This window comes from Vibrio sp. 2-1-2a (genome assembly GCF_032648565.1).
In the GTDB taxonomy this organism is placed as follows: Bacteria; Pseudomonadota; Gammaproteobacteria; order Enterobacterales; family Vibrionaceae; genus Vibrio; species Vibrio diabolicus.
On record NZ_WBOH01000001.1, the window covers coordinates 847,804 to 860,441 of the forward strand.

The 12,638-nt window shown below is 45.9% G+C and carries 12 protein-coding genes; 5 read left to right on the top strand and 7 right to left on the bottom strand.

The window, feature by feature from the left end; translation table 11 throughout:
* Positions 1–114: 114 nt before the first annotated feature.
* Positions 115–1,491, top strand: a complete 1,377-nt coding sequence (gene ppnN / locus F7Y48_RS04030; RefSeq protein ID WP_005391372.1) for a nucleotide 5'-monophosphate nucleosidase PpnN — start codon at positions 115–117, stop codon at positions 1,489–1,491.
* A gap of 57 nt (positions 1,492–1,548) precedes the next feature.
* On the top strand, positions 1,549–2,331 hold the full coding sequence (xni, locus tag F7Y48_RS04035; RefSeq protein ID WP_005391374.1) for a flap endonuclease Xni: 783 nt from the start codon (positions 1,549–1,551) through the stop codon (positions 2,329–2,331).
* 107 nt (positions 2,332–2,438) lie between these two features.
* On the opposite strand, the gene rlmM is transcribed toward xni, so the two are convergent.
* The 7 genes from rlmM to pomA form a co-directional block, all read right to left on the bottom strand.
* Entirely contained in the window at positions 2,439–3,530 is a 1,092-nt protein-coding gene (rlmM, locus tag F7Y48_RS04040; protein WP_005391375.1) for a 23S rRNA (cytidine(2498)-2'-O)-methyltransferase RlmM, read from the bottom strand.
* Positions 3,527–3,925 carry a DUF423 domain-containing protein gene (locus tag F7Y48_RS04045; RefSeq protein ID WP_005391376.1) on the bottom strand — a complete coding sequence of 133 codons (399 nt, stop codon included), beginning with the start codon at positions 3,923–3,925 and terminating at the stop codon, positions 3,527–3,529. The genes rlmM and F7Y48_RS04045 overlap by 4 nt, the downstream gene beginning before the upstream one ends.
* Complete coding sequence (locus F7Y48_RS04050) at positions 3,915–4,538, bottom strand: alpha/beta fold hydrolase (protein ID WP_258687738.1); 624 nt, start codon at positions 4,536–4,538, stop codon at positions 3,915–3,917. The genes F7Y48_RS04045 and F7Y48_RS04050 overlap by 11 nt, the downstream gene beginning before the upstream one ends.
* Positions 4,519–5,439: a transcriptional regulator GcvA gene (locus F7Y48_RS04055; RefSeq protein WP_005391378.1), complete on the bottom strand. Its 921-nt coding sequence runs from the start codon at positions 5,437–5,439 to the stop codon at positions 4,519–4,521. Before F7Y48_RS04055 ends, F7Y48_RS04050 begins: the two co-directional genes overlap by 20 nt.
* A 511-nt stretch (positions 5,440–5,950) precedes the next feature.
* On the bottom strand, positions 5,951–7,399 hold the full coding sequence (gene thiI / locus F7Y48_RS04060) for a tRNA uracil 4-sulfurtransferase ThiI (RefSeq protein ID WP_031780206.1): 1,449 nt from the start codon (positions 7,397–7,399) through the stop codon (positions 5,951–5,953).
* Between the two features lie 211 nt (positions 7,400–7,610).
* Positions 7,611–8,558 (bottom strand): flagellar motor protein MotB, encoded by a 948-nt coding sequence (locus F7Y48_RS04065; protein ID WP_006741833.1) that lies wholly within the window; start codon positions 8,556–8,558, stop codon positions 7,611–7,613.
* Positions 8,559–8,572: 14 nt separating this feature from the next.
* On the bottom strand, positions 8,573–9,334 hold the full coding sequence (gene pomA / locus F7Y48_RS04070; protein WP_005381564.1) for a flagellar motor protein PomA: 762 nt from the start codon (positions 9,332–9,334) through the stop codon (positions 8,573–8,575).
* A gap of 263 nt (positions 9,335–9,597) precedes the next feature.
* Here pomA and xseB point away from each other — a divergent pair, with 263 nt between their 5' ends.
* From xseB to dxs, 3 genes are read left to right on the top strand one after another with little or no spacing between them, the layout of a single operon-like run.
* Positions 9,598–9,840 (top strand): exodeoxyribonuclease VII small subunit, encoded by a 243-nt coding sequence (gene xseB, locus F7Y48_RS04075; protein ID WP_005381566.1) that lies wholly within the window; start codon positions 9,598–9,600, stop codon positions 9,838–9,840.
* A 21-nt stretch (positions 9,841–9,861) separates the two neighbouring features.
* Positions 9,862–10,746 carry a (2E,6E)-farnesyl diphosphate synthase gene (ispA, locus tag F7Y48_RS04080; RefSeq protein ID WP_316681614.1) on the top strand — a complete coding sequence of 295 codons (885 nt, stop codon included), beginning with the start codon at positions 9,862–9,864 and terminating at the stop codon, positions 10,744–10,746.
* Between the two features lie 20 nt (positions 10,747–10,766).
* Entirely contained in the window at positions 10,767–12,632 is a 1,866-nt protein-coding gene (dxs, locus tag F7Y48_RS04085; RefSeq protein ID WP_258508395.1) for a 1-deoxy-D-xylulose-5-phosphate synthase, read from the top strand.
* Positions 12,633–12,638 lie beyond the last annotated feature (6 nt).

Sequence of the window (12,638 nt, forward strand, 5' to 3'; positions counted from 1 at the left end):
GGAGTCAATAACCATAAAACCAAATCGGCCAACTGCCTTTCATCAAACCATACGTATAACCCAAAAAGGTGAGTTGGTACTTTCCCTCAAAATAATGCAACACAAGGAGGCGTTATGATTACCCATATAAGCCCCGCTGGTAGCATGGACTTGCTATCTCAATTAGAAGTAGAGCGCTTAAAGAACACGGCCTCGAGTGAACTTTATCAACTGTACCGCAACTGCACGTTAGCGGTGTTGAACTCCGGCAGTCATACCGATAACTCGAAAGAGCTGCTCGATAAACACCAGTCGTTTGATGTCAACGTAGTGCGCCGCGAGCGTGGTATTAAGCTTGAGCTGACTAACCCACCTGAGCACGCCTTTGTCGATGGCGAGATAATTAAAGGTATCCAAGAGCATCTGTTCTCCGTGTTACGCGATATCGTTTATGTCAATATGCATTTAGCAGACGCACAACGACTCAACCTGACGAACCCAATTCACATCACTAACCTCGTGTTCGGTATTCTGCGTAATGCCAGAGCACTCACACCAGGTATCGAGCCAAACCTCGTCGTATGTTGGGGCGGTCACTCTATCAATGGCGTGGAATATCAATACACACGTGAAGTCGGTAACGAGCTTGGCTTGCGTGAACTTAATATCTGCACGGGTTGTGGCCCTGGTGCGATGGAAGGGCCAATGAAAGGTGCCGCTATCGGACATGCGAAGCAGCGTTATACTCAGCAACGTTATCTTGGTTTAACCGAACCTTCGATTATTGCAGCCGAGCCACCAAACCCAATCGTGAATGAGCTGGTTATCATGCCAGACATCGAAAAGCGTTTGGAAGCCTTTGTACGTATGGCGCATGGCATTGTGATTTTCCCTGGTGGTCCGGGTACTGCAGAAGAGTTGCTGTATATTCTTGGCATTATGATGCATCCAGACAACGCCGATCAGCCAATGCCTATCGTGTTAACTGGACCAAAAGAGAGTGAAGAGTACTTCCGCTCTATCGACGAGTTTGTTCGCGATACACTTGGCGAAGAAGGTCAAAAGCATTACGAGATCGTCATTGACGATCCGGCAGAAGTGGCACGTATCATGAAGCGCTCCATGGACTCTGTACGCCTTCACCGAAAAGAAAAAGGCGATGCTTATAGCTTTAACTGGTCATTAAAAATCGAGCCTAACTTCCAGTTACCATTCGATCCAACTCATGAGTCGATGGAGCAATTGGACTTAAGCTTAGATCAAGAACCTCAAGTCTTAGCGGCCAACCTGCGTCAAGCCTTCTCAGGTATCGTGGCTGGTAACGTCAAAGCCGAAGGCATTCGAGAAATCGAACGTCGAGGCCCTTTCACCATTCACGGTGATCCTGTGCTAATGAAAAAGCTCGATAAGTTACTACAGGACTTTGTCGAACAACACCGAATGAAATTACCTGGCGGTTCAGACTACGAACCGTGTTATCGCATCGCTCACCCAGAAATTGGTGGTCGATAGTCAGGCTAGCATTCGTTACACTAGGGGCATTACGCCCCTTTTTATTGCTAAGTCATTATGTCTATTCATCTTGTTATTATTGATGCCCTAAACCTGATCCGCCGTGTGCACTCTGCACAACCGGATCCAACCGACATAGCAAGAACCATCACCACGACACAAAGAACCCTCACTCGCATTCTGTCAGAAGCCAACCCGACACACATCATCGCGGTTTTCGATCACCATGAACAAGACAGAGGGTGGCGAGCTGAGATTCTCCCAGACTATAAGCAAAATCGAAAACCAATGCCGGAACCACTGATGCAAGGTCTAGATGCGATTCAGCAAGCATGGTGGGAACAAGGTATTGATTCATTGCTTTCTGAAGGCGATGAAGCGGACGACTTGGTTGCGACTCTCGCGACTAAAGTGGCCAGTCATGGTGAAAAAGTCACCATCGTTTCTACGGATAAAGGCTACTGTCAGCTGCTTTCTCCTACCCTACAGATCCGTGATTACTTCCAACATCGTTGGTTAGATGAACCGTTTATCGAAAAAGAGTTCGGCGTAAAACCGAGCCAACTGGCCGATTATTGGGGGTTAACGGGGATCAGCTCTAGTCAAGTGCCAGGGGTTCCGGGCATTGGACCGAAAGCGGCGAAAGAGATTCTTACTCAGTTTGAGAATATTGAAGCAGCCTACGCCAGTGAAGACCTTGCACCGAAATACCGTAAAAAATTAGACGAGCACATTGAGTCTGCACGCTTATGTAAACGCGTCGCGGCTTTAAAGTGCGACATTGAACTCGGCTTTAACTTACAGGACATTCGCTTTACAGGACCAAATAAGGCGGAATAGTGTCTGATGATGGTTTCAAACCATAGAGCTATCAGACAATAAAAAAGCGCCATTTGAAGGCGCTTTTTCTATTCTCGGGACTATCCCCAAATGACTCGGAGATAGAATTAGTACGGCGAAATGTTCGATAGACACTGGATATGAATCGTGATCTCTTCACGATCATGATACAAATGCTTAGCTTGTAGTCTGAACTTTACCTTATTATCAATCAGGAACTGCTTCAGGTTTTCAAGGTCTTGCAGCACCTCGTCATAGCGGCCTTTCATTGGCAGCTTAAGGTTAAAGATTGCCTCTTTCGCCCAACCTTTTAACAGCCACTGGCCCATAAGGTGAGCAACACGAGCTGGCTTTTCTACCATGTCACAAACAATCCATGTTACGTTCTTACGGTCTGGTTCGAATTTAAAACCATCCACCATATGATGCTTGATCTGGCCGGTTTCCATCAAGCTGTCTGCCATCATGCCGTTATCGACACAGTGAACGAACATCGAGCGCTTCACCAATTGGTACGTCCAACCGCCTGGACATGCGCCTAAATCGACCCCCCACATTCCTGGAGCCAAACGCTCATCCCACTCTTCACGTGGAATAAAGACGTGAAATGCTTCTTCCAGTTTAAGCGTTGAACGACTTGGGGCGTCTGCTGGGAACTTAAGGCGAGGAATACCCATGAAGAACTGAGAGTTATTGTCTGTGTAAGAATAACCGACATAACAGTGGCCAGGCTCCACAAAACAAATGTGCAGTACTGGCTTCTTCGCGTTGTCTTTGTTCAACATTAAACCTTTACCGCGCAACGCTTGACGCATTGGGACAGTAAATTTACGGCAGAATTTCAGTAGCTCTTTCGCTTCATTCGTATCCGGAGTTTCAATTCTCAAATCCCCACAGCGAGGAAACGCTTCAATGTCTGCTAGCTCATTCAAAATTGGGCTAATGCGGTCATCACTTGGCAGCGATTGAAACTCAGCCGCTACCGCAAACATTTGGCGAGCGAAGATTAACGACTTAAAGTCCAAACCTCTCGCAAGTTTGTCCGCATCTCCATCTTGGTAACACTCGAAGACAACATAACCTGAGTTTCTCTTCACACGAGGGAAGCCATACACTTCCAACTGTGTCGCTTTGTCCTGAATTTCACCAGCACACTCTTTCTCAAAGCCAGAACGGCAATAGAGCATTAGTTGTTTCACTTGGAGACCTCTTTGATATTGAACGCAGCAAAAAAGAACAGACACCAACCAATCATGAACAGCAATCCTCCCATTGGAGTAATCGGGCCAAACCACTTAATGCCTGTCAGCGCCAGTGCGTAAAGACTGCCGCTAAAACAAAAGATGCCGATGATAAAGCAAATCGCTGCAATGAAAAAATATTTTTGTGCTTTTTGTCCCAAATTCAATAGCAATAAAACCGCACAAAACACAATCGCCAGCGTGTGAATAAATTGGTACAACACTCCGGTCTCAAATACGCCAAGCAAATACGGAGCCAGCTGAGCTTTTAGCCCATGTGCAGCAAAGGCACCTAGAGCGACAGAAACCAGCCCAGACAGACCAGAAAATGAGAGTAACCACTTACTTTTCACGGTACACCTCTTTGATAAACGCCGCTAACTGCTCTACCGCGAGCTCGATGTTACCCGCCTCGGTATGGCCTGAGCTCTTGCGCGGTTTAAAGCTGTGGTCACCATCGGGTAAAAAACTCACCTTAACTTGCGATGAAAGGACAAAGTCATCGAACTCCTCACGCTTACCAAAGGTGTCTCGCTCCCCTTGTAGAATCAGCGTAGGTTTCTCAATAGTTGCTAAGTGCTCGCCTTTGTATTTCTCTGGTTTTCCCGGTGGGTGAAATGGAAACCCTAAACAGGCAATGCCCGCCACCAGCTCATTTTCAGCCAGTAAACTCGACATGCGACCACCCATTGACTTGCCACCAATGACAATAGGTTGAGAGGTAAAGTGAGCAATCACTTCTTCATAGGCTTCCAACAGTTTTGGCGCACGATCTGGTGGGCGCTTTTTCCCATCTTCCGCTCGCTTAATCATATACGGGAAGTTAAATCGCACCACGCGAATTCCTTGCTCAACTAATCCTTTGGCAACGGCGGTCATGAAATCATGTTCCATCCCCGCTCCAGCGCCATGGGCAAAGATAAATAGAGGACCGCTTTCAGGTCCCTCAACTATCCATTGGCTCATCTAATACTTCCTCTTGCTCTTTTCTCGCGGTCGCTAACATCCAGTCTCTAAACGTTGCGATTCGGCCCATATCTGCCTGCTGTTCATGACACACCACGTAGAATGCATTCTTGGAGATCAACACCTCGTCGAATGGCGCGATGAGTCGTCCAGCTTCCATTTCTGGCTTGGCGAGTACGTTGTTACCAAGCGCGACCCCCTGACCATGCGCAGCAGCCTGTAGCACCATCGTCGAGTGACTGAAGATAGGGCCGTGGTTTACATTGATACCTTCGATGTTGTAATGACGCGCAAACTGCTTCCAGTCTTTACGCGAAGTATCATGTAACAAAGTGTGTAATTTGAGGTCACTTAGAGATTCTAATGGTTTGTTGCCTAAAAGTAACGAAGGTGAACAAAGTGGGATCAGAAACTCTTGGTACAATTTATCCGCTCGCAAACCCGGCCAATTCCCACGGCCATAATAGATAGCGACATCTACATCATCAGTCAGTGAACCTTCATCCATATCCACAGCTTTAATACGTACATCGATATCTGGCTCTTGAGCATTAAAATCGGCCAAACGAGGCACCAACCATTGGATAGCAAAACTCGGCGGTAGACTGATCGTCAATGCCCCTTTTTCACTACGTTCCAATACCTTATCTGTCGCCTCGGCAATCGAGGTGAAAATATCTTTGATGTCGAGAAAGTAACTTTGTCCTTCTTCTGTCAACAATAGCGAACGATTACGGCGACGAAAGAGCTTCAACGATAAGAACTCTTCGAGTGCTTTAATCTGGTGACTGACCGCGGCTTGAGTAACAAACAACTCTTCTGCCGCTCGCGTAAAACTGAGATGGCGAGCAGCCGCTTCGAAGACTCGAAGCGAATTTAATGGAGGCAATCTGCGAGACATATGGGACCTCAAATAGGATTAGTTTTTTTAATCTGAAACATTATAAAATGTCCGTTGTCGAACAGCCAGATAAATTCTATATTTCACCCCGCAACACGAGCCTGAACGGCTTGATTTCTTTGGAAATCAATTGGCTTCGTTGTTGCGATGTTGTGTTTGCAAACTCGTATTTCGAGTTAGGTAGATTTCTACCATAATGTTTTGTCCACACTCCCTGTGACAAAACATATACTTCCTGTATTTATTTTTGACCTGTCTGTCAAATTTGTTACACCGCCTAAATTAGGCGGTGTTTTTTTATCTATCGAAAATCTCATCCGTATATCTGGCAGCAACATCACTTTATTACTCTTCTTTCGGATTAATTATCGTTATATCAACACAAAGTGTATGGCTTTGCGATAAGCCTCAACATTATGCTAAGTAATGATTAGCTGTAACGCGATCAAAAACAAAAAAGGCGCAAATTGATGTCTCAATTTGCGCCTTTTAACGTCTTTTTATCAGTCAACTATGGGCGGTAAACTTTTACGTTATTGAAGCCTTGCTCTTGCAAGTAAAGTGCTTGCAGACGGCTCATCACCCCACGGTCACAGTACAATAGATATGTCTTAGATTGGTCTAAATCACCAAACTGTGTACCCAATTTGTAGAATGGGATATGTTTCACATCCACACCTTCGATTTCGAGCGGGTTATCGTCTTCCTCTTCAGGACTACGAATATCTAGCACAACCGCGTGCTCTTCTACCGCTTCAACCTGCTCGACTTCTGGTGCTGCTTGCTCAGACTCTTTCGCGATATCACGAATGTCCATCATGCGTGCATCACGAACTACTTGCTCAAGAATGCTAAAGTCAAACTTCTCTTCTTCCGCTTCTAGCTTCGCTTTAATCGCTTTTACTGTCGGCTTCTTAGAAATAACACCACAATACTCTGGCATAGTCTTCGCAAAATCTTCCGTGCCGATTTCGCGTGCTAGGTTAATGATGTCTTCTTTATCCCAGTTGATAAGTGGGCGCAGAATCAACGTGTCCGTTACGTTGTCGATATGGCGGAGGTTAGTTAGCGTTTGGCTCGATACTTGACCGAGCGCTTCGCCTGTTACCAATGCTTCGATCTTCATCTTCTGAGCGATCATGCCTGCTGCACGCATGAACATACGCTTCAAGATAACCCCCATTTGGCCGTCATCGACTTTCTCTAGGATTTCCGCAACCACAGGTTCGAAATCAACTGAGATGAAACGTACTTTTGCTGAAGAGCCGTATTTGTTCCATAGGTAGTGAGAAACCTGCTTAACGCCGATTTCGTGCGCTGGACCACCTAGGTTAAAGAAACAGTAGTGTACTTTTGAGCCACGTTTGATGTGCAGATAGCTAGAAACACCAGAGTCAAAACCACCAGAGATCAAGCTCAACACGTCTTCTTGCGTGCCCAGTGGGAAGCCGCCTAAACCTTTATGACGAGCCAGCACTTGGTTTAGCTTATCATTCGAGACTTCCACCTTGATCGTCACGTCTGGGTTTTGCAGCTTAACTCTTGCGCTCTCAATAGCTTGGTTTAAACCACCGCCGACATAACGCTCTAGTTCGATAGAGGTAAAGTCGTGCTTACCGCGACGCTTCGCACGTACAACAAAGGTTTTATTTTCGAGTGCAGAGCGATTTAGCTCCAGTACTTGTTCGAAGATATCGTGCAAATCTTTAAATTCGGTCTGCTTCACTTCCAGTACGTGGTGAATGCCTGGTGTATGAGTCAAAACCTCAAGAACTTCAGCGTGGAATTCGTTACTCTCAGAGGTCACTTCAATGTGATCACGACGGTTGAATACCGCGACAGATTCCGTGCGGCTCTTAATGATGTTACGAATGTTGCACTCTAAAATCTTTGTGAAGCGCTTACGCACAGATTCACTTTTTACAAAAATTTCTGGATGGGGCTTTACAATAAATTTCATAGTCTAATTCGCAGGTTAGTTTCGCAATCAACAAAGAGTGACACTCAACTTCAATACTTCATACGCAGTAAAACCGCGTTTCAGTCACAAAAAGTAGTCTGAGCTCACTTTTAAGGCGCAAGATTATACACCCAAGCGGATTGGAAAAACAAAAAAAGCGAGCAATCTGCTCGCTTTCTTATCTCTCTACTGACTTAAAACCAAAGTCTAGTTATTGAATTACAGGCACTTCTTCACTGTATAGTGGCTCGCCTTGCATGATGCTGATTTCAACCCGCCGGTTAAGCGCGCGATTTTCATCAGAATCATTCGGCAACAATGGTTCAGTATCTGCCATGCCTCGCACTCTCAAACGTTGATGAGAGAAACCTCTCACCTTCTCCATCTCTTGTGCGACCGATACGGCGCGCTGAGAGGAGAGATCCCAGTTAGAACGATAAAGCTCAGAGTCCAACGGTCGGTTGTCCGTATGACCAGATACTCGCACAATGCCTGGCACGTCTTTTACTAACTCTGCAATTTGTCGAACTAAAGGGCGGAATTTAGGCTGCAAGAAGGCAGAACCTTCAGGGAATGCACCTTTTTCACGCATGCGTATAACAATCTGTTGGCCAAGATTTTCAACTTCAATGGCACCTTGTTCAATCTCTCGCTCTAAGGCTTTCTTGATGCTTTCCATCAAGGTTTCCATCTCTTGCGACATCTCTTCAGATTGCTGCTGTTGCATGTCCGCTTCTGCTGATTGATTGTTTTGCGTTGACGTTTCTGGCGATTGGCCCCCCGTTAACTTGCCTTCATCACGCTTTGTGCCACCAGCTCGGTCAGACTCCCCTTCATGAAATTCGAGCGTCTGCTGAGTGATGTCCATGGTTTGCTGCATGATGACATCAATCGGCGTTGGTTCCGGTCGGCCCGGTCGAAACTCTTGAGCAATGATGCTAGTACCTTTGGGAATGTCTTTCACTTCAAGTTGATTTTGTACACCGAAGGCAAATTTCATTGATCCCGCAATCTGTTTGAACTTCAGCACGTCCATCTCAGAAAACGAGAGCAGAAGAACAAAGAAACACATCAGTAGCGACATTAAGTCCGCGAATGTCCCCATCCATAACGGGAGACCGGGTGGCGGACAATCGCATTTGTTATCTTCATCATCCATCACTACTCTCCAAGTTACTCGTCAATCTCAAGGGCACGTTTACCTTCGTTGAGGTAGTTCTTCAAGTAACTATCAATCACTCGCGGGTTTTGACCATCTTGAATCGCTAATACACCATCCATGATCAAACGGCGGTTTAGCGTTTCTTGGTCACGGCGCAGAGAAAGCTTATCCGCAATAGGGAAAAACACCATATTGGACAGGATCGCGCCATACAATGTGGTTAAGAGTGCAACCGCCATTGCTGGTCCAATCGCTTTTGGATCATCCATGTTTGAAAGCATCGCAACAAGACCAACCAAGGTACCAATCATTCCCATCGCAGGAGCAACGTCACCAAAGGCGCGAAATACGCCAGTACCTTGCGTATGTCGTTCATCTGTAAGCGCGATGTCTTTTTTGAGTGCCGCTCTCACAACGTCGGCATCATGGCCATCAACCAGTAGATCAATGCCTTTCTGCATGAATGTGTTGTTTATTTCCATCTCTTCAAGAGCAAGAAAACCACCTTTACGCGCCGCATCGGCCATTTCCACAATTTTTGCGATCAGGTCTTCGGGTTCATCCGCTTTAAACATGAAGGCTTTGCCAGCAATCTTTGTCGCACCAAAAAACTGTCCCATTGTGAACTTCATCAATACGACGAATATTGAGCCACCAACGACAATAAGGATCGACGTGACATCGACAAACATGCCGATGCTGCCACCAAGCACCATCGCCATAATGACGAATGCAAAACCACCAATCAAACCTAATAGGGTTGCTAAATCCACAAAGCACTCCTCACGCTATACTCAAATACTGCCATTGGGCGGATTATTACCTGTATCGACAACTCGCGCAGAATTTTTAGAAAAATCTTAGCTAATGGATCACAAATTAGACTTAACAACCTTAACCAAAATATGGGGTTTCAGCGCTTAGGCTCGTTTAACGCTAATTTTGTGACAATTATATAAGGTTAAATTTGACCAAGTTACTAGGCTAAGGTAACTTTCGTGCATCTTCTCCAAGGCTTGATTAAGGCAGAAAAAAGATGGCGGTCAAGAAACCAGAAAACATGACCTTCGAAGCAACCATTGAAGAGCTTGATAGCTTGGTTGATCAATTAGAAAATGGCGATCTTGCCCTAGATGATGCTCTACGTAAGTTTGAACGAGGCATTGCCTTAGCTCGTGCTGGCCAAACTAAACTTAGCGACGCCGAACAGCGCGTAAGTATTCTTCTTAGCGAAGATGATGAAGCACCACTGAGTGACTTCAAACCAGATTCAGAATAACCATCAGTAGTGAGCAATGTGATGCAACAGACATTGACGTCTTTTCAACAAAGAAACAATCAGCAATTGAACTTGTGGCTCGATCAGCTTCCATATCAAGAGCAGCCATTGATTCAAGCAATGAAATACGGCCTTTTGCTAGGTGGAAAACGCGTTCGCCCTTTTCTTGTTTACATCACAGGTCAAATGCTCGGCTGTAAACCAGAAGACTTAGACACTCCTGCCGCTGCTATCGAATGTATACATGCCTACTCACTCATTCATGATGATCTGCCAGCCATGGACGATGATGAACTGCGTCGAGGTCAACCAACTTGTCATATTAAGTTTGATGAAGCAACCGCAATACTGACAGGTGATGCACTACAAACTCTCGCCTTCACCATTATTGCCGATGGTCAATTAAACCCGGCAGCCGAGACTCAACGCATCAACATGATCAAAGCGTTGGCGCATTCTTCTGGCGCCAACGGCATGTGTGTTGGGCAAGCCTTAGATTTAGGCGCAGAAAATCGCCAAGTTTCTCTTGAAGAAATGGAAGAGATACACCGTAAAAAAACCGGAGCTCTGATAGATTGTGCGGTAAAATTAGGTGCATTAGCTGCTGGTGAGAAAGGTATCGAGGTTCTACCTCACTTGAAGCGCTACTCAAAAGCAATTGGTTTGGCGTTTCAGGTTCAAGACGATATTCTTGATATCATCAGTGACACAGAAACACTGGGTAAGCCTCAAGGTTCTGACCAAGGTCTGAATAAGAGCACTTATCCTTCCCTGCTGGGTTTAGAGGGAGCCATTGAGAAAGCTCACACTCTGTTACAGGAAGCACTTCAAGCATTGGAAGCTATCCCATACAATACTCAGTTACTCGAAGAGTTCGCCCGATATGTCATCGAGCGCAAAAATTAACACTATAAGCGCGCATTTATATGACTCTTGATATTTCAAAGTACCCAACACTGGCGTTAGCAAATACACCGGAAGAATTACGTCTCCTTCCGAAAGAAACATTACCAAATCTGTGTGATGAACTGCGAACGTATCTGCTAAATTCAGTGAGCCAATCTAGCGGACACTTAGCGTCTGGCTTAGGCACCGTGGAGCTAACTGTTGCTCTGCATTATGTTTACAACACCCCTATCGACAAATTGATCTGGGATGTTGGTCATCAGGCTTACCCGCATAAAATCCTCACCGGACGTCGCGATAAAATGCCAACAATTCGCCAAAAGGATGGTCTACACCCTTTCCCTTGGCGTGAAGAAAGTGAATATGACACCTTATCTGTCGGCCACTCTTCGACATCGATTAGTGCTGGTCTTGGCATGGCCATCAGCGCGCAAAAAGAGGGCAAAGGTCGTAAAATTGTCAGTGTGATTGGTGATGGCGCAATTACAGCAGGCATGGCATTCGAAGCTATGAACCACGCTGGCGACGTTCATCCTGATATGTTGGTGATTTTGAACGACAACGAAATGTCGATTTCAGAAAACGTCGGCGCGCTGAATAACCACCTTGCTAAGGTACTTTCTGGCAGCTTGTACACTTCTATCCGTGAAGGCGGTAAGAAAGTGCTGTCTGGTGTTCCACCTATTAAAGAGTTGGTTCGCCGTACGGAAGAGCACCTCAAAGGCATGGTAGTGCCTGGTACTCTGTTCGAAGAGTTCGGCTTTAATTACATTGGCCCGATTGATGGACACGACGTCAATGAACTCGTCAAAACGCTAAAAAACATGCGTGAGCTCAAAGGCCCTCAATTCCTGCACATCATGACCAAGAAAGGCAAAGGTTATGAGCCTGCCGAAAAAGATCCTATCGGCTACCACGCAGTACCGAAGTTCGCACCGGCAAACAATAGCTTACCGAAGAGCAGTGGCGGTAAGCCAACTTACTCAAAGATCTTTGGTGACTTTTTATGTGACATGGCGGCCCAAGATCCTAAGCTAATGGCAATTACGCCAGCAATGCGCGAAGGCTCTGGTATGGTACGTTTCTCAAAAGAATATCCAGACCAATACTTTGACGTGGCGATTGCTGAGCAACACGCTGTGACACTTGCAACAGGTATGGCAATTGCTGGCGATCATCCAATCGTAGCTATCTATTCGACTTTCTTGCAACGTGGTTATGACCAACTAATCCACGATATCGCGATCATGGATTTACCAGTAATGTTCGCTATCGACCGTGCAGGTCTCGTTGGTGCAGACGGCCAAACTCACCAAGGCGCATTCGATCTAAGCTTTATGCGCTGTATTCCGAACATGGTGATCATGGCGCCAAGTGACGAAAACGAATGTCGACAAATGCTTTACACTGGCCATAAACATACTGGCCCTAGTGCGGTTCGATACCCTCGCGGTAGCGGGATGGGCGTAGAAATCGAAACTGAGTTTACGGCTTTAGAAATCGGTAAAGGACGCATGGTTCGCCAAGGTGAAAAAGTTGCTATTCTGAACTTTGGTACTTTCTTGGGTAACGCGCTAGAAGCGGCAGAATACCTTAACGCCACTGTTGCTGATATGCGCTTTGTGAAGCCGCTCGATGAGGCATTGATTCGTCAACTTGCCGCTGATCATGACGTGCTCGTGACGTTAGAAGAAAATGTTATCGCGGGTGGTGCTGGTGCTGGTGTCGTTGAGTTCATGATGAAAGATAAAATCATTAAACCTGTGTTGAACCTAGGTTTACCAGATGAGTTTATTCATCAGGGAACACAAGATGAACTGCATGAAGAGCTTGGTCTCGATGCAAAAGGGATTGAACAATCCATCTTGGATTATTTAGCAAAATAGCATGTA

What these genes read in the sequence shown, in the direction of transcription:
- F7Y48_RS04065 (WP_006741833.1), bottom strand. Translation starts at nt 8,558, where the DNA reads ATGGATGATGAAGATAACAAATGCGATTGTCCGCCACCCGGTCTCCCG.
- dxs (WP_258508395.1), top strand. Translation starts at nt 10,767, where the DNA reads ATGACTCTTGATATTTCAAAGTACCCAACACTGGCGTTAGCAAATACA.
- xseB (WP_005381566.1), top strand. Translation starts at nt 9,598, where the DNA reads ATGGCGGTCAAGAAACCAGAAAACATGACCTTCGAAGCAACCATTGAA.
- F7Y48_RS04055 (WP_005391378.1), bottom strand. Translation starts at nt 5,439, where the DNA reads ATGTCTCGCAGATTGCCTCCATTAAATTCGCTTCGAGTCTTCGAAGCG.
- ispA (WP_316681614.1), top strand. Translation starts at nt 9,862, where the DNA reads ATGCAACAGACATTGACGTCTTTTCAACAAAGAAACAATCAGCAATTG.
- F7Y48_RS04050 (WP_258687738.1), bottom strand. Translation starts at nt 4,538, where the DNA reads ATGAGCCAATGGATAGTTGAGGGACCTGAAAGCGGTCCTCTATTTATC.
- xni (WP_005391374.1), top strand. Translation starts at nt 1,549, where the DNA reads ATGTCTATTCATCTTGTTATTATTGATGCCCTAAACCTGATCCGCCGT.
- thiI (WP_031780206.1), bottom strand. Translation starts at nt 7,399, where the DNA reads ATGAAATTTATTGTAAAGCCCCATCCAGAAATTTTTGTAAAAAGTGAA.
- ppnN (WP_005391372.1), top strand. Translation starts at nt 115, where the DNA reads ATGATTACCCATATAAGCCCCGCTGGTAGCATGGACTTGCTATCTCAA.